This window comes from uncultured Caballeronia sp. (assembly GCF_964243625.1).
Classification (GTDB): Bacteria; Pseudomonadota; Gammaproteobacteria; order Burkholderiales; family Burkholderiaceae; genus Caballeronia.
The window spans coordinates 1-15,686 of the sequence record NZ_CAXTGZ010000090.1 but is presented as its reverse complement, the minus strand read 5'-3'; the positions used below and the strand labels follow the sequence as shown (position 1 = coordinate 15,686).

Annotated in this window: 14 protein-coding genes and 1 tRNA gene; 9 read left to right on the top strand and 6 right to left on the bottom strand. The window is 60.9% G+C overall.

Features of this window, described 5'->3' with window-relative positions; genetic code table 11:
- The 5 genes from ACFFAR_RS08765 to ACFFAR_RS08745 form a co-directional block, all read right to left on the bottom strand.
- Positions 1 to 77 (bottom strand) — tRNA-Pro (locus ACFFAR_RS08765).
- Between the two features lie 142 nt (positions 78 to 219).
- Positions 220 to 597, bottom strand: a complete 378-nt coding sequence (locus ACFFAR_RS08760; RefSeq protein WP_062170084.1) for a hypothetical protein — start codon at positions 595 to 597, stop codon at positions 220 to 222.
- Positions 598 to 701: 104 nt separating this feature from the next.
- Positions 702 to 1,637 carry a LysR substrate-binding domain-containing protein gene (locus ACFFAR_RS08755; RefSeq protein WP_174364414.1) on the bottom strand — a complete coding sequence of 312 codons (936 nt, stop codon included), beginning with the start codon at positions 1,635 to 1,637 and terminating at the stop codon, positions 702 to 704.
- A 33-nt stretch (positions 1,638 to 1,670) separates the two neighbouring features.
- Positions 1,671 to 2,660: a LysR family transcriptional regulator gene (locus ACFFAR_RS08750; protein WP_062170082.1), complete on the bottom strand. Its 990-nt coding sequence runs from the start codon at positions 2,658 to 2,660 to the stop codon at positions 1,671 to 1,673.
- 3 nt (positions 2,661 to 2,663) lie between these two features.
- Positions 2,664 to 3,479, bottom strand: a complete 816-nt coding sequence (locus tag ACFFAR_RS08745; RefSeq protein WP_174364415.1) for an IclR family transcriptional regulator C-terminal domain-containing protein — start codon at positions 3,477 to 3,479, stop codon at positions 2,664 to 2,666.
- A 169-nt stretch (positions 3,480 to 3,648) separates the two neighbouring features.
- Between ACFFAR_RS08745 and ACFFAR_RS08740 the strand changes: the two genes are divergently transcribed.
- The 9 genes from ACFFAR_RS08740 (at position 3,649) to ACFFAR_RS08700 (ending at position 14,423) form a co-directional block, all read left to right on the top strand.
- Positions 3,649 to 4,341 carry a 3-oxoacid CoA-transferase subunit A gene (locus tag ACFFAR_RS08740; RefSeq protein ID WP_174364416.1) on the top strand — a complete coding sequence of 231 codons (693 nt, stop codon included), beginning with the start codon at positions 3,649 to 3,651 and terminating at the stop codon, positions 4,339 to 4,341.
- A 26-nt stretch (positions 4,342 to 4,367) separates the two neighbouring features.
- The gene (locus tag ACFFAR_RS08735) at positions 4,368 to 5,039 is read left to right on the top strand and encodes a 3-oxoacid CoA-transferase subunit B (protein WP_061999657.1); all 672 of its coding nucleotides are present in this window, start codon (positions 4,368 to 4,370) and stop codon (positions 5,037 to 5,039) included.
- 21 nt (positions 5,040 to 5,060) lie between these two features.
- Positions 5,061 to 6,263, top strand: coding sequence for a 3-oxoadipyl-CoA thiolase (gene pcaF, locus ACFFAR_RS08730; protein ID WP_174365376.1), 1,203 nt, complete (start codon positions 5,061 to 5,063; stop codon positions 6,261 to 6,263).
- Positions 6,263 to 7,654, top strand: coding sequence for a 3-carboxy-cis,cis-muconate cycloisomerase (locus tag ACFFAR_RS08725; RefSeq protein WP_375507758.1), 1,392 nt, complete (start codon positions 6,263 to 6,265; stop codon positions 7,652 to 7,654). The genes pcaF and ACFFAR_RS08725 overlap by 1 nt, the downstream gene beginning before the upstream one ends.
- Complete coding sequence (pcaD, locus tag ACFFAR_RS08720; RefSeq protein ID WP_061999655.1) at positions 7,654 to 8,442, top strand: 3-oxoadipate enol-lactonase; 789 nt, start codon at positions 7,654 to 7,656, stop codon at positions 8,440 to 8,442. Before ACFFAR_RS08725 ends, pcaD begins: the two co-directional genes overlap by 1 nt.
- Position 8,443: 1 nt before the next feature.
- Positions 8,444 to 8,830 carry a 4-carboxymuconolactone decarboxylase gene (gene pcaC, locus ACFFAR_RS08715; protein WP_174365342.1) on the top strand — a complete coding sequence of 129 codons (387 nt, stop codon included), beginning with the start codon at positions 8,444 to 8,446 and terminating at the stop codon, positions 8,828 to 8,830.
- Between the two features lie 53 nt (positions 8,831 to 8,883).
- Positions 8,884 to 10,236, top strand: a complete 1,353-nt coding sequence (locus ACFFAR_RS08710) for an aromatic acid/H+ symport family MFS transporter (protein ID WP_062170078.1) — start codon at positions 8,884 to 8,886, stop codon at positions 10,234 to 10,236.
- A 540-nt stretch (positions 10,237 to 10,776) separates the two neighbouring features.
- On the top strand, positions 10,777 to 13,191 hold the full coding sequence (locus ACFFAR_RS08705) for a YadA family autotransporter adhesin (protein WP_375507757.1): 2,415 nt from the start codon (positions 10,777 to 10,779) through the stop codon (positions 13,189 to 13,191).
- Positions 13,192 to 13,322: 131 nt separating this feature from the next.
- Positions 13,323 to 14,423 carry an OmpA family protein gene (locus ACFFAR_RS08700; RefSeq protein ID WP_174364116.1) on the top strand — a complete coding sequence of 367 codons (1,101 nt, stop codon included), beginning with the start codon at positions 13,323 to 13,325 and terminating at the stop codon, positions 14,421 to 14,423.
- Between the two features lie 52 nt (positions 14,424 to 14,475).
- On the opposite strand, the gene ACFFAR_RS08695 is transcribed toward ACFFAR_RS08700, so the two are convergent.
- On the bottom strand, positions 14,476 to 15,495 hold the full coding sequence (locus ACFFAR_RS08695; RefSeq protein WP_375507756.1) for a DUF3443 domain-containing protein: 1,020 nt from the start codon (positions 15,493 to 15,495) through the stop codon (positions 14,476 to 14,478).
- Positions 15,496 to 15,686 lie beyond the last annotated feature (191 nt).

Sequence of the window (15,686 nt, the reverse complement as noted above, 5' to 3'; positions counted from 1 at the left end):
TGGTCGGGGCGAGAGGATTTGAACCTCCGACCACCTGCACCCCATGCAGGTACGCTACCAGGCTGCGCTACGCCCCGAAAGAGGAAAAGTATATCAGAGACTTTCGAAATTTTGAACCGGCGGACTCATTTTCGAGCGAAGTTCCGAGCAATTCACTCCTGCACGAAGCAAATGGCGTTCATTCTGTCAAGGCACAATCGGCCTCCGAACAAGCGCCAGTCAATAACGCAATTCGGACTGCGTGTATTCGGACGTCTGGATCATCACGGATGGCTCGTCCTCGCTGCGGTCGCGCAGACGGAATCTCAGCGCCATGATGGCCGCAACCATGCACGGAATCACGTAAGCAATCGCGCGCTCTCCGCAGGCAGATAACGACGATAAATCGATGTAGTGCTCCTTGTCCGTCGTCGTCGCTGATGCGAAGACGAAAGTCAGAACGAAGTCCAGCACCATCGCGAGAATGGAGAAGCCAACAAAGAGCAGTGCGCCGTTCCAGACAAGCTCTCGCCGCGCGTTGTTCAACGCATTGCAGATCAGGATGGCGGCGGCCAGCAGCACGAAATTGAGGATCAACGGAAACCAGGGGAAAGTCATCACCAGCCCGACGGGGTTGTCTTGAGAGTAAAAGGTCGCTTCAACGAAACAAATTGCGAATCGGCGCGATCTTCACACGGGCGGTGACACGTTTTGAATACGATTTATCCTAGTTTTCGGGGCGGGTTTGAAGGACCCCGCGTATCGATGAAATCGTTGGTCGAAAGCGTCTCGGAGACAAAATCGATAAATGTCCGCACCTTGGTCGTCATGTACTTGCGGCTCGTGTAGACGGCGTAGACGCGTGGTGCGAAGGTCGTGTAAGCAGGAAAGAGATGCGTCAGCGCGCCCGACGCCAGATCGTGCTCCACGATCCATTTCGGCAAATAGGCGAGGCCAAGACCTGCGCGTACGAGCTGAAGCGACATGGAACTATCGTTGGTCTTCAGCACTGCGTTGTTCTTGACGGCGAATACACCGTCCGGGCCGGTGAATTCGACGCTGTCCACGCTGGTGTAGGTCGGCAAGACGATTTCATGGCGTTCGCCGAGGTCGCGTGGATGTTCCGGCTGACCACGACGCTGCAAATAATCGGGCGAACCCACGAGCACGAACGGCACCTTGCAAAGCGGGCGGACGATCATGGTCGGCGACGGTTCCGACGTCGCGCGCAAGGCCATGTCGTAACCTTCTTCGACGAGATCGACGAAGCGGTTTTCCAGCCGCAGATCGATCAGCACTTCGGGATATCGCGCACGATAAGCCACAAGGATATCGGCGAATTTCGCATTGGCGAACCAGCCCGGCGCCGTGATCTTCAGCACGCCGCGCGGTTTGTCGGTTTGTGAACCGACCGCGGATTCAGCGGCCTGCAGGATGTCCAGCGCTTCGCGGCATTGCTCGTAATAGACGCTGCCTGCTTCAGTCAGGCTCAGGTGCCGCGTGGTCCGGTTCAAGAGGCGCACGCCGAGTTGCCGCTCCAGGTTCGCGACGTGTTTGCTGGTCATCGCCGTCGAGATGTCGAGCCGCTCGGCTGCCTTCACAAAGCTGCCGGCTTCAACGACATCGCGGAACACGCGCAAGCTGGTCAATCCGTCCATGAGACTTTCCCGGCAGGAAACAAAACGCTCAGTTTAGCGGCGTTTATCGATGGAACGGGGTGTGGTCGGGCGCTTCGGCCATTCATCGAGTTCATCGTTGAAGAGCGATGCAATTACGCCGCGCAGCCACATGGTGCGGGGATCGTTGTGAAACTTCCGGTGCCAGTGCTGTTTCAGGTCGAAGTGGGGCAAGGGCAGCGGCGGCTCGGCAAGCATGATGGACGCGTGCTCCTCCACATACGCGTAGCCGATCGCGTGCGGCACGGTCGCAATCAGGTCGGTGCGCGAGAGGATGAAGGGCAGGCTCATGAAGTGCGGCGTCTCGAGCACGGCGCGGCGGCGGAGACGTTTTTTATGGAGGAAATCTTCGAGGAGTTCCTGGCTGCGGCCTTCCGCGCGCACCACGGCGTGGCCGCATTCAATGTACTGCGCGAGCGTCAGCGGTCCACGTGCGCACGGATGATCGCGCCGCATCAAACAGATGAACCGATGCGAAAAGAGCCGTTGCTGGAAGAAGTTGGCACCATCGAGATCGGGGAAATAACCGACGGCCAGATCGATTTCGCCATTTTCCAGCGCACGTTCGACCTGATCGTGTTTCAACGATACCGACCGCAAATTCGCCCGCGGCGCCGCGACCGCGAGTGTTTGCAACAATCGCGGCAAGAAGACGATTTCCCCCACATCCGACAATGCGATGGCAAAGGTATCGGTCGTCACGGCGGGATCGAAGTGCTGGGTGTCGAGCAGACCGCGCTCGATGCGGTTCAGCGCCTCGCGCGCCACGGGCACAAGGGCGAGGGCGCGCGGCGTGGGGTCCATGCCGCGCGATGTCCGCACGAACAGCGGATCGTTGAAATACGTGCGCAGCCGGCCGAGCGCGGTGCTGACACGCGGCTGGCTCACGCCGAGCCGTTCGGCTGCGCGGCTGACGTTGCGCGTCTCTTCGATGGCGACCAGATACGGGATCAGGTTCAGATCGAGGTCGTGGAGCGCGAGGTCGCCGGGTTTTAACGCCGCCATGGTTCAGCCGCGCCTCGCGACCATTTCGGACACGCGCTGCGCTGCGTCGAGGAGCGGTTCGAGGAACGCTTTCACCATGTGTTTCGCGTTCTTGCGCTGCGCGTTGCCGCTGATGTTCAGCGCGGCTATCACGCGGCCCTGGCGGTCGCGGATGGGCGCGGACATCGAAATGAGGCCTTCTTCCAGTTCCTGGTCGACGATAGCCCAGCCTTGTTTGCGCACCAGGGCAAGCGCTGCCTTGAGCGCGGTTTTATCGACGATTGTGCGGGGCGTTCGGGCTTCGAGCGCACTGGCGTCGAGAAGGGCGTCGAGTTTGTCGTCATCGAGTGACGCGAGCAGCACGCGTCCTAGTGACGTGCAGAACGCCGGCAAACGGCTGCCGATGGACAAGTTGATCGTGATGATCTTGTGCGTCGGTACGCGCAGCACGTAGACGATTTCCGTGCCGTTCAGCACGGCGGCCGAGCAGCTCTCGTGTACTTGGCCGACGAGCTCTTCCATGACCGGTTCGGCGAGATTCCAGAAGGGCATCGAGGTGAGATATGCGAAACCGAGGTCGAGGATCTTGGCCGTAAGCGTGAATTGGCGGCCGTCGGCTTCGACGTAACCGAGCGCCTGCAGTGTCAGCAAGATCCTTCGTGCGCCGGCGCGCGTGAGGCCCGATGCAGCCGCGACTTCGGACAATGTCTGCGCAGGACGCGACGCACTGAACGAACGAATCACCGACAAACCGCGTGCGAACGACTGCACGAACGCATCGCCGGGACGGGAGGCCGGGTCCGTCTCGGGCAGGTCGGTCGCCAAAGCGAGAGGATTCATTCTGAAGCCCTCCTGAAATTCGAAACTCATCGGGACAAACCCGAGGTTCATTGACAGCGCAACGAATGCGGGAATACCATGACATTTGTTCGCTAAACGAATCGATGTTCGCACAACGAACATTCAATTGCAAGCGGCGCACTTCGATTCAGTCAAAGGAAGGAACACCATGATCAACAAGATTTTCGACTCGCTGAGCTCGGCGGTGAAAGATGTTCAAGACGGCGCAATCGTGATGATCGGCGGATTCGGCACGGCGGGCATGCCCTCCGAACTTATCGATGCATTGATCGAACAGGGGGCGCGCGAACTGACCATCGTCAACAATAATGCGGGTAACGGCGAGACCGGGCTGGCCGCGCTGCTCAAAGCCAGGCGGGTGCGCAAGATCATCTGTTCGTTTCCGCGGCAAAGCGACTCGCAAGTGTTCGACGGGTTGTATCGGGCGGGAGAGATCGAGCTGGAACTCGTGCCGCAAGGCAATCTCGCGGAGCGCATTCGGGCGGCGGGCGCGGGTATCGGCGGATTCTTCACGCCGACTGCCTACGGCACGAAGCTGGCGGAGGGCAAGGAAACGCGTTTCATCGATGGCCGGCATTACGTGCTGGAGTCGCCCCTGCATGCTGACTTCGCACTGATCAAGGCGTTTAAGGGCGACCGATGGGGCAACCTGGTGTATCGGAAGACCGCGCGCAACTTCGGGCCGATCATGGCCACGGCCGCCAAAACCGCGATCGTGCAGGTCTCGCAAGTCGTGCCGCTCGGTGCGCTGGACCCCGAGGACATCGTGACGCCGGGTATCTTCGTGCAGCGCGTGATCGAAGTGCCCCAGGTTGTGCATGCTGCCGAGCTGGCGGCGTGAACACAGGACATCGACAGGACATCGACATGAAAAAACTGACTCGTGATGAAATGGCGCAGCGCGTGGCGCGCGACATTCAGGAAGGCGCCTACGTGAACCTGGGCATTGGCGTGCCGACGCTCGTTGCCAATCACCTCGCGGCGGACCGCGAAATCTTCCTGCATAGCGAAAACGGTTTGCTCGGCATGGGCCCGGCGCCGGAAAAAGGCGCGGAAGACGACGAACTGATCAACGCCGGCAAGCAGCATGTGACGCTGCTCACGGGCGGCGCGTTTTTCCACCACGCCGATTCCTTTGCGATGATGCGCGGCGGCCATCTGGACATCTGCGTGCTCGGCGCGTTCCAGGTATCGGCGAAAGGCGATCTTGCGAACTGGCACACGGGCGCGCCCGACGCGATTCCCGCTGTCGGCGGCGCAATGGATCTGGCAATCGGCGCCAAACAGGTTTATGTGATGATGGAACTGCTCACCAAGCAGGGCGAAAGCAAGCTGGTCGCCGAGTGCTCCTATCCGGTGACGGGCGTGGACTGCGTGGACCGTGTGTACACGGATCACGGCGTGTTCGATATAACGCCGAACGGATTCGTGGTGCGGGAAATCATCGAAGGCTTGTCGTTCGACGAGCTTCAAAAACTGGCGCAAGTACCTTTGACGTACGAGCCGCAAGAAGCGGCTGCGGCGCTCTCGGCGCATTGAAGGACAACTCAGGAGATGGGCATGAAAGAAGCATTCATTTGCGACGCAATCCGCACGCCGGTTGGCCGATATGGCGGTGCGCTGTCATCGGTTCGTGCCGATGATCTCGGCGCCGTGCCATTGCGCGCCTTGATGGAGCGCAACAAGGAAGTGGATTGGAGCGCCCTCGATGACCTCATCTACGGTTGTGCGAACCAGGCCGGCGAAGACAACCGGAACGTTGCAAGGATGTCGGCGTTGCTGGCCGGTCTACCTGATTCAGTGCCGGGTTCGACGATCAACCGTTTGTGCGGATCGGGCATGGATGCAATCGGCGTTGCGGCGCGCGCGATCAAATCGGGCGAAGCGGCGCTGATGGTGGCGGGTGGCGTGGAAAGCATGAGCCGTGCGCCATTCGTGCAGGGCAAGGCGACGACCGCGTTCTCGCGGCAGGCCGAGATCTACGATACGACCATTGGCTGGCGTTTCATCAATCCGCTGATGAAGAAAATGCATGGTGTCGATTCCATGCCCGAGACCGCGGAAAACGTGGCTACCGACTATAAGGTAAGCCGCGAAGATCAGGATGCCTTTGCATTGCGCAGCCAGCAGAAAGCGGCGCGCGCGCAGAAGGACGGATCGTTCGCGCAGGAAATCGTGCCGGTTTCCATCGCGCAGAAGAAAGGCGATCCGGTGCTCGTGTCGCAAGACGAGCATCCGCGCGAAACGAGTCTTGAAGCGCTCGCGAAGCTGAAAGGCGTGGTGCGGCCGGACGGCACGGTGACGGCGGGCAACGCATCGGGTGTGAACGACGGCGCCGCAGCCTTGCTTCTCGCCGACGAAGACAGCGCCAGACGTTTTGGCTTCGCGCTGCGCGCTCGCGTGCTGGGTATCGCGACGGCAGGCGTGCCGCCGCGCGTAATGGGCATCGGACCGGCGCCGGCATCGCAGAAATTGATGAAGCGCCTGGGCATGACTATCGATCAATTCGATGTGATCGAACTGAACGAGGCGTTTGCATCGCAGGGATTGGCCGTGCTGCGCTTGCTTGGGATTGCCGATGACGATCCCCGCGTCAATCCGAACGGTGGAGCGATCGCGCTCGGCCATCCGCTGGGCATGAGCGGCGCGCGGCTGGTTACGGCCGCGACTTATCAGTTGCATCGGACGGGCGGGCGCTTTGCGTTGTGCACGATGTGCATTGGCGTGGGACAGGGTATTGCGATCGCCATCGAGCGCGTGTGATGTCGTCTTCTGAGCCGACATTTGCTGCGGCCGGACGTCTGACCGATCGGATCTGCGGCACGGCCGAGATGAATGCCGTGTGGTCGGCGCGAGAGACCGTGCAGTCGATGCTCGATGTCGAGGCGGCGCTCGCCCGGGCGTCGGCCTTGCATGGCGTGATTCCAGCGGACGCGGTCGGGGCGATCGTTGCTGCATGCAATGCAGATCTGATCGATGCCGGTGCGCTGATGTCAGGCGCCGCATCCGGCGGCAACCTCGCGATTCCTTTGGTGAAGCAACTGACGGCCGCCGTCAAAATCAAAGATGCCGATGCCGCGAAGTTCGTGCATTGGGGCGCGACGAGCCAGGACATCATCGATACCGGTACGGTCCTGCAATTGCGTTCTACGTTTGACTTGCTGGAAGCCGGACTCGACGAATTGTCCGAAGCGCTCGCACTTCAAGCCGGCACATATCGAACGACGCCGATGATCGGCCGCACATGGCTTCAGCAAGCCTTGCCCATTACGCTCGGTCTGAAGTTCGCTCAGTGGCTTGACGCGCTGACGCGGCATCGCGAACGTCTCGCGCAATGCCGTGGGCGCGTGCTCGTCCTGCAATTCGGTGGTGCTGCGGGAACGCTGGCAAGTCTGCGCGACAAGGCGCCGGACGTGGCGCAGGCATTGGCCGACGACCTCAAGCTCCAGCTTCCTGCACTGCCCTGGCATACCCAGCGCGACCGGATCGCGGAGGCGGCGGCGTGTTTCGGGATGCTCATCGGTACGCTGGGGAAGATCGCCCGCGACATCTCGTTGCACATGCAGACAGAGGTCGGCGAACTCGCCGAGCCGGCCGCGGCGGGAAAGGGCGGTTCATCGACGATGCCGCACAAACGCAATCCCGTCGGCTGCGCAGCCGTTCTGAGCGCCGCGATGCGCGCGCCGAATCTGGTCGCGACCGTTTTCAGCGGCATGGTGCAGGAACATGAACGGGCGCTCGGCGGCTGGCAGGCGGAGTGGGAAGCGCTGCCGGATCTTGCCCGGTTGTCCGGCGGAGCGCTCGCGCAGATCACGGCCATCGTGTCCAATATGGAAGTGAACACAGAGCGGCTCGACGCCAATCTCGATCTCACGCACGGGTTGATCCTCGGCGAAGCGGTGATGCTTGCGCTCGGCGATCGCATCGGCCGGCTCGATGCCCACTCGCTCGTGGAGCATGCATCGAAGGAAGCGGTCGCCAAAGGCACGACGCTATACGACGTGCTTTCGAACGACACGCGCGTCACGCAACACGTGTCTTCTGTTCAATTACAAGCGCTGCTGGATCCGGCCAATTATGCGGGCCAGGCAACTGCTTTCGTCGATGCCGTCTTGAAGCGGCATCGGTCAAATCCATTCGGGAGCTTTTCGTAATGCCCTACGCCGCCGTCAACGGTATTCAATTGTTCTATCGTGTCGATGCTTCGGCCGGCAGCAACGCGCCCTGGATCGTGCTGTCGAATTCGCTTGGCAGCGATGTATCGATGTGGACGCCGCAAGTCGAAGCGCTTGCAGCGAAGTTTCGCGTGCTGCGCTACGACACGCGCGGCCATGGCCGCTCGGATGCGCCGAACGGCCCGTACACGCTCGACCAGCTTGCCGGCGATGTGATCGGCCTGCTGGATTCGCTCGGCATTGCACGCACGCACTATTGCGGCCTGTCGATGGGCGGCATCACCGGCATCGCGCTCGCCGCGCGCCACCCGGAGCGTTTCGGGCGCGTGGTGCTTTCCAACACGGCGGCGTTGATCGGGTCGGCCGCGACATGGAGCCCGCGTGCCGCAAGGGCGCGCGAGGAAGGCGGCATGTCCGCGCTCGTCGATCCCGTGCTGCAACGCTGGTTCACGGCGGGGTTCATTGCGGATCATCCGCTTCTGTTAGCGGGTATTCGCGACGTGTTTCGGCATACATCGGGCGAAGGTTACGCGGCGAATTGCGAAGCGCTGCGCGACGCCGATGCCCGTGAGGAAGCCAGGACCATCAAGGCGCCGGTACTCGTGATCGCCGGCACGCACGACCAGTCCACGACCGCGGCACAAGGGCGCGAACTGGCCGGCTCCATAGAAGGCGCGCGTTACGTTGAACTCGATGCCGCGCATTTATCGAACATTGAACGAGCCGGCGACTTTACGAAGACGCTGCTCGAGTTCCTGGGAGACTGACATGACCGAAGACGAACGTTACGAAGCAGGGCTCACCGTGCGTCGCGCCGTGCTCGGCGATGCACACGTCACGCGCTCGCTCGAAAACCGTACCGATCTCACCACGGAATTCCAGAACCTGATCACGCGGTACGCCTGGGGCGACATCTGGACTCGGCCCGGCCTGCCGCGCCATACGCGCAGCCTCCTGACCATATCGATGATGGTTGCCCTCAATCGCAGCGAAGAGCTCGCCTTGCATTTGCGGGCCGCCAAGAATAACGGCGTCACGCGCGAAGAGATCAAGGAGGTGCTGCTGCAGACGGCAATCTATTGCGGCGTGCCGGCGGCGAATTCGGCATTTCATCTGGCTCAGAAGATCTTCGATGAAGAAGACCGCCCGGCATGACTGAGCGCGTTGCACGTTGTAGTCACCAATAAAAAACACGGCAGGAGACAGACATGGCCCAGCTTGACGGCACGTTGGATGTACAGCGGTTCATCGATGAGCGGCGTTTTTCCCCGTATCAATGGATGATCCTGATTTTATGTTTCCTGATCGTGGCCGCCGATGGTTTCGATACAGCGTCCATCGGCTTTGTGGCGCCGGCACTCGTGCAGGAATGGCATCCGACCAAGGCCGCGCTCTGGCCGGTGATGAGCGCAGCGCTTTTCGGCCTTGCCATTGGTGCGCTGTTCGCCGGACCGCTCGCTGACCGGATTGGCAGAAAGCGCGTCCTGATCGGTTCGGTGCTTTCGTTCGGCATCTTCAGCGTGCTCTGCTCGTTCTCCTCTTCGCTTTCCATGCTCGCGGTCATGCGGCTCTTGACCGGCATTGGCCTCGGCGCCGCGATGCCCAACGCCACCACGCTCATGTCCGAGTATTCGCCGGCCCGCATGCGTGCTTTGATAGTCAACACGATGTTTTGTGGCTTCACCGTCGGCGCTTCCGCCGGCGGTCTGGTTGCCGCAATGATCATCCCGCATTTCGGCTGGCGCAGTGTGTTTGTGGTCGGCGGAATTCTGCCGCTGGCGCTTTCGGTCGTCCTGATCGTGCTGCCGGAATCGATCCGCTTCATGGTGCTGCGTGGCTGGCCCGTCGAGAAGATATCCGCGGTTTTGCGCCGGATGGCGCCCGAGGTCTCGCTGCATAACCTGCGTTTCGTGCTGCCCGAAGATTCGGATTCGCAAAAACGCAGTGGACTGGCCGTGGTGCTGTCCGGGCGGTTTCGCGCCGGGACGGTGCTTCTCTGGATTACTTACTTCGCGGGGCTGCTCGTCTATTACCTGTTGACGAGTTGGTTGCCGACCTTGATACGCGATACCGGCTTCACGATCCGCGAGGCGTCCATCGTGACGGCGCTGTTTCCGCTTGGCGGAGGTATCGGCGCCATTGGTGTCGGCTGGCTGATGGATCGGTTCGAGCCGCACAGGGTCATTGCCGTTACTTATGTGCTGACCGGATTCTTCGTGTGGCTGGTCGGGCAGCAATCGGCGAGCATCATGTGGCTCGGTGCGCTGACGTTCGTGGCCGGTGTCTGCATGAACGGCGCGCAGTCCTCGCTGCCGGTACTTGCTGCGGCGTTTTACCCGACCAGCGGACGTGCGACCGGCGTTGCCTGGATGCTGGGCGTCGGTCGCTTTGGCGGAATCCTCGGGGCGTCGACGGGCGGCTTCCTTCTTCAAGCCGGCGTAGGGTTCAGCACCATCTTCGGACTGCTCGCGGTGCCGTCGCTGATCGCGGCGGCTGCGCTGATGATCAAGCGCGGCGTCTCGCGAAGCGCTCAGGTGGAAATGAAAGGGCGGCCTCTATAGATGATGTCTTGACGGGACCGTGGGTCGCAAAGCGGCGGCGTTGGAAACAACGTCGCCGCTTTTGCGTTGGGCTCCTGATTTTGATCGGTGACGTGCGCCTGATCAAGGCTTCAGGAAATAGCGCGATAAGGATAAAGAAGGTGCTCATGCCCCACCGGGATGAACGTCTTCATGATGCTTAAAAAACACAAATATGCTTGATTGAAGCGGTTTAACTATATCGAATGGCCTGGTTTCGGCCGTTTTAAGAGTTTACTGATGGGGGAAATTTATCTTGATCTGTCACAGTGTCACACGAGCGTGCAACGGCTTTTTCGCATGCAGATACGGGCACTGATCGATGACCGGTCGCATGCGCGCGCACGCTCAGTCAATGCAATCCGAGTGCGCATACGCGTGTCTCAAGACCTGAGAGAACCCAAAAAAATGAACAAGACCCAGCGTGTCGTATGGAATAAACAAAGTGGTGGCGGTGCGTATCGTGGGTCTCGCGAGCGATCTTCATTCGTCAGTCGACGGATGCGGATTGGAACGGCTGCCGTGCTCACGCTAACACCGCTTTCGTTGCTGACGTTGTCGGCAACGGCGAATGCTGCGCTTGTCGATAACCTGGCTTATGCAGCGCAAGTTCGTCAGGCGCTCGGTGTTCTTTCGCCGCAAACCTTGACGGCATCGAACATGCTGGCGGCTGCCACGCCGGCGTTGGGCGCCGGGTCTGGCACATCCGGTCTTTCTCCGGACCAGATGGTTATTTCAGGACCAATCGACGGTACGAACTCGACTGGAGCGTCTGGCATGAACGCCGTTGCCGTGGGTGTGAACGCGCGCGCAACAGGCGACTACGCGGTCGCCGTCGGCTCATATGCAAATGCGGCTTTAGGCGGCGTAGCGGTGGGGAACGGCGTTTCCTCGAGCGGTGTCGAATCTACTGCGTTGGGTGTCGGTGCTCGAGCTGACTCGGATCGAAGTCTTGCAATCGGCTGGCGCACCACAGTCAATACATCCAGCGACGATTCGCTTGCAATTGGTTCGTTCACGCGAGTCACTGGCCTCGCCGCTGGTGGCATTGGCATGAGTAACTTCGTGAGCGGGTCCGGGAATTATGTCGTCGGCAATAGCAACAAGGCGCTCGGCACCGACTCGTTTGTGCTCGGCAGCAACGTCACCGCTAGAGGAAGCAATAGCGTCGTGTTGGGCGCGAGCAGCGACGGCTCATTGAGCAACGTGGTCTCTGTGGGAGATAGCGGCACGGAGCGGCGGATCGTGCATGTCGCCGGGGCGCGTGACGGTACGGATGCCGTCAACCTGAATCAACTCAAGGCGCTTGGCGCAACAACTAATACGGCGGGAGTCGCGACGAATGCATTTGTCGCATACGACAACCTGGACAAGACGACGATTGCGCTTGGCGGGACGTCGGGTCAGGCAGTACGGATCAGCAATGTCGCGGCCGGTGCGCTGAACCCGCAGAGCAGCGACGCGGTGAACGGCGCACAACTCTATGCGACCAATTCGAATGTGCATGACGTCGCCACATCGCTTGCGCAATTGACCAGTGCGGAACCGTTGAAGCTGAGCTACACGGACGAGTCCAAAGCGAACGTCATGCTCGGCGGAACGAACGGTACTGTCATCTCCAATGTGAAAGCCGGGGTGATGGATCAGGACGCGGTCAACGTGGCTCAACTGAAGAGCGCCGGCCTGATCGACGCATCGGGCAACGCGGCGGCAGCAATCACGTACGACATGAAAGCAGACGGTACGGTTGATCGGAGCAGTGCGACGCTGGGCGGGGCGGGTGCAGCCGTGCCGGTCGCGTTGCGCAACGTTGCGGCCGGAGCAGTCAAGGCGGGCAGCACGGACGCAGTGAACGGCGACCAGTTGTTCCAGACAGCGCAACTCGTCGACAGCTTGCGCAATGGTGGAGCGCTCAAATACTTCAACGCCAATACAACGCTCGTGGCGGCATCGGCGACTGGCGCCGACGCTGCCGCTATTGGGGGCAACGCGCAGGCGAGCGCCGGCAATTCGGTCGCGCTTGGTGCCAACTCTGTGGCAGATCGCACGAACACGGTGTCGGTGGGTGCGGCGGGTAATGAAAGGCAGATCACCAATGTGAGGGCGGGCACATCCGACACCGATGCAGTCAACGTCGCGCAATTGAAAAGCGCGGGTCTCGTCGACGAAACGGGCAAGGCGGAAACGGCGCTCACCTACGACAAGAATGCGAGCGGCGCTGCGGACTTCGGCAGCGTTACGCTGGGAAAAGGCATTGCCGGCGGCACCCTTCTTCATAACGTCGCGAGCGGCGTCGTTGCTACGGACGGAGTGAATCTCGGTCAGCTAAATGACGCCGTGTCACGGGTCAACAACTTCACGGCGTCAAGCACCGCGTTTTTCGCGGCCGACGGCGATGCATCGAAGGAAGCAGCCGTTGCTACGGGCAATCACGCTGTAGCGTTCGGAGCGAACGCCACAGCCACTGCTGCCAGTTCCGTGGCGCTTGGAGCGGGTTCGGTTGCGGACCGGGCGTCGTCGGTATCGGTCGGCGCACCTGGCAGTGAGCGTCAGATCACCAATGTGGCAGCCGGTACTTCCTCGACCGATGCCGTCAACCTGGATCAATTGAGCAAGTCAGCCAGTTCAACGCTCAGTCAGGCCAACAGCTACACGGATCAGCGTTTCAGCAATACCGACCAGCAAATCCGGGATCTCGATCGCAACACGCGCAAAGGTATTGCGTCCGCCTCGGCGCTCAACGTGGTCACGCCGTATCTGCCGGGACGCACGACATTGAATGCGGGTGTCGCGGCTTATCGAGGGCAGGCGGCGTTGGGCATTGGTGTATCGCGCTGGAACGACAAGGGAAACATCAACTTCAATGGTGGCGTTTCGTCCTCGGGTGGCAACAGCACCATCGTCAGGGCGGGCGTGGGTTACGTATTTGGCATCTGAGGCCGGCTTGAACAGCAGGCCACCCAGCCACCACTCGTTGCCGCAACACGTTGCAATGCGTCGCAACACGTCGCGGCGCGTAACTCCAATTCGTCGCAGGGATCTGCGACGAATGCTCAACTTGTCGAATAATGAAAAACATCAATCTCGGCGTTGCCTGTCTTTTGGTCCTGACAGGCTGCGCCAACACAGCGGTGCGCGACACACTTGGCATTCAGGATGCAACCGTATTGCAAACCGGTGCCGGCGTTCAGCAGAGTGCGCAAGCGGGAGCAGCGGTCGAGCCGTGGATCGAGCTTTATGGTCGTGTAGGCAACCCGCATGAGGCGATCGGACTCTTGCAGGCGCGACTCGACCGAATGAACGAGCGAAAGAGCACCTATATTGGATTCAAGGACCAATGCTGGATCAATGCAGCGAAAAAAGAACTTGAAGCGGGGGATCGATGGGGCTTCGTGGAAGAGTCCATCGGCGAAGCGGCGCGACTCGCAGCGGGACTGGAAGGCGCGCAACCGCTGACAGTCGATAATCCGCCACTGCGCACCGTCACGCCTTTACGTAGCGATTTGGCGGACGGCCTGCGCGCGGCGCTCGCTGATCCGCGGGTTCTGCAATGTCCGCAGGCTCAAAAGCAGATTGCGTGTGCCGAGGTCGAATTGATGCACGCGGGGCACGACGCCTGGACACGGCAGTTCGAAGCTGCCAAGGCAAAAGTCGACGAAGTACAGTCGGCGCTTGCTGATGTTCAGCTCAGCCTTCAAAGCTGCGGCATTCCTGCGGAACACGCCGATGCGCCAAGTGTTGCTTCAACTTCTGCTCCGACCGTTGTCGCGTTGCCAACCGACATGCTTTTCGCTTTCAACGGCAGCAAGGTCGAATCGATCACCGCGGACGGACGCCAGAAGCTCGACGGTGTGATCGCCGATATGAACGGCCTGAACGACGACGGCGCTGTAAAGCTGATTTCGGTTTCGGGATTTACCGATCGTTTTGGCAGCAATACCTACAACCTTCGATTATCACAGCGGCGCGCAGATGCTGTCCGGCGCTATTTGCTCGCCGGCGGTGTGAAGGCGGAAGTGAGGGCGCAGGGCTTCGGGCGAGCGTCGCCGGGTGCGCAATGCCAGATGCGTGACTGGCATGCGCTGGTCGCTTGTCTCGCGAGTGACCGGCGTGTGGAGTTGCGCTTCCAGCGTGCTGAAGCCGACAGCGGCGAAAACGCTCATGATTGAACGCTGCGACTCCCGCGTCAGGGAGTCGCAGTGCCGATGCGCTCGCCCAAGCCTAAAACGCGTAGTAAGGCCCTTGGCCCTCTGGCGTCACTTGAGCTTCGATCGCGGTGAAGACCCGTCTGCCGTAAAAGAAAGGCAAGCCCCAATCGAAGTAGCCGTTGGCGGGACCGGCTAGATTGCTGAGCGCATTATTGCCGGTCGCGAAAAGCGATAGTCCGTTGCCTACGGCAAATGTCACGCTTGTCGTCGCAGCGTTGGTGCCAGTAATGCTGGCAGTAAGATTCTGCGGCGCTGTCGGGCAAAACCACACACCGCATCCCGGCATGGAACTCAACGGGAAGAACAAACCGTTGGAACCGCTATCGATAAAGCTCGTGGCGTAGGTACTGCCCTGGAACATCGTTTTCACAAATCCGGTGACGCCGTTGCCGGGCAGAACCTGCGCGCTTTCCAATTGATTGTTCGACTGCGAGCCTATGCCGAACGTCATGGTGCCGGAAACACTCAATGCACCTGTGTCGGCCACCGCTGGCAACTCGATCAGGACGCCGTTGTTATCGGTGGCGAAATTGCTTACCGGATTGGTCACTTGCTGAGCAACGGGCAACGTCGCAGACACGCACGTTCCAGATGTGCAACTGTAGTACCAGCGAGGCAGGGCGGTGGTGGCGCAGCCGCTGCCGCAGTCGGCGGTGAACGGGCCGACGCCAAGAATGCCGTTGCTTCGCAGCGCGGTGGCTGTAAGCATGGGCAGGCCGGAGTTGCTGCAACTCGCGGGAACGGCTGGAACCGCTGGATCGGCGATGATCTGGATCGATGTCGATGCAGCCACTTCGCCCGCCAGATGGACATCGGCGGTACGCACGGAACCCCACGTGTAGCCCGAACCAAACACGGTGCAGGAAGCCGTCGGGGTGCCACCGGTTCCCGTTACAGCAGGGAGGGCCAAAGCAGGCGTGAGCGCCGAAGCAAGAATGCGCAATCCCTGCGATCCGGTATCGACCTGGATGTTGTCGATAGTCTGGCAGGTCGTCGTTCCGGGCACGCAGATCGTCACACTTGTCTGCAACATGTTGCGCGTTCCCGTTGCGATCGCCGCGACCGTGATGGGCAAGACATTCGGTGTGGTCGACTGAGCGACGGTGTTAGCTGGCGGACTCGATGCAGCCGCTGGCGCGGAAGCGGAGGTGGCGGCAGAAGCGGGCGCGGCAGCAGAAGGTGCGCTGGCAGCGGGCGCACCACTTGCAGTTGCAGGCGCGGCGG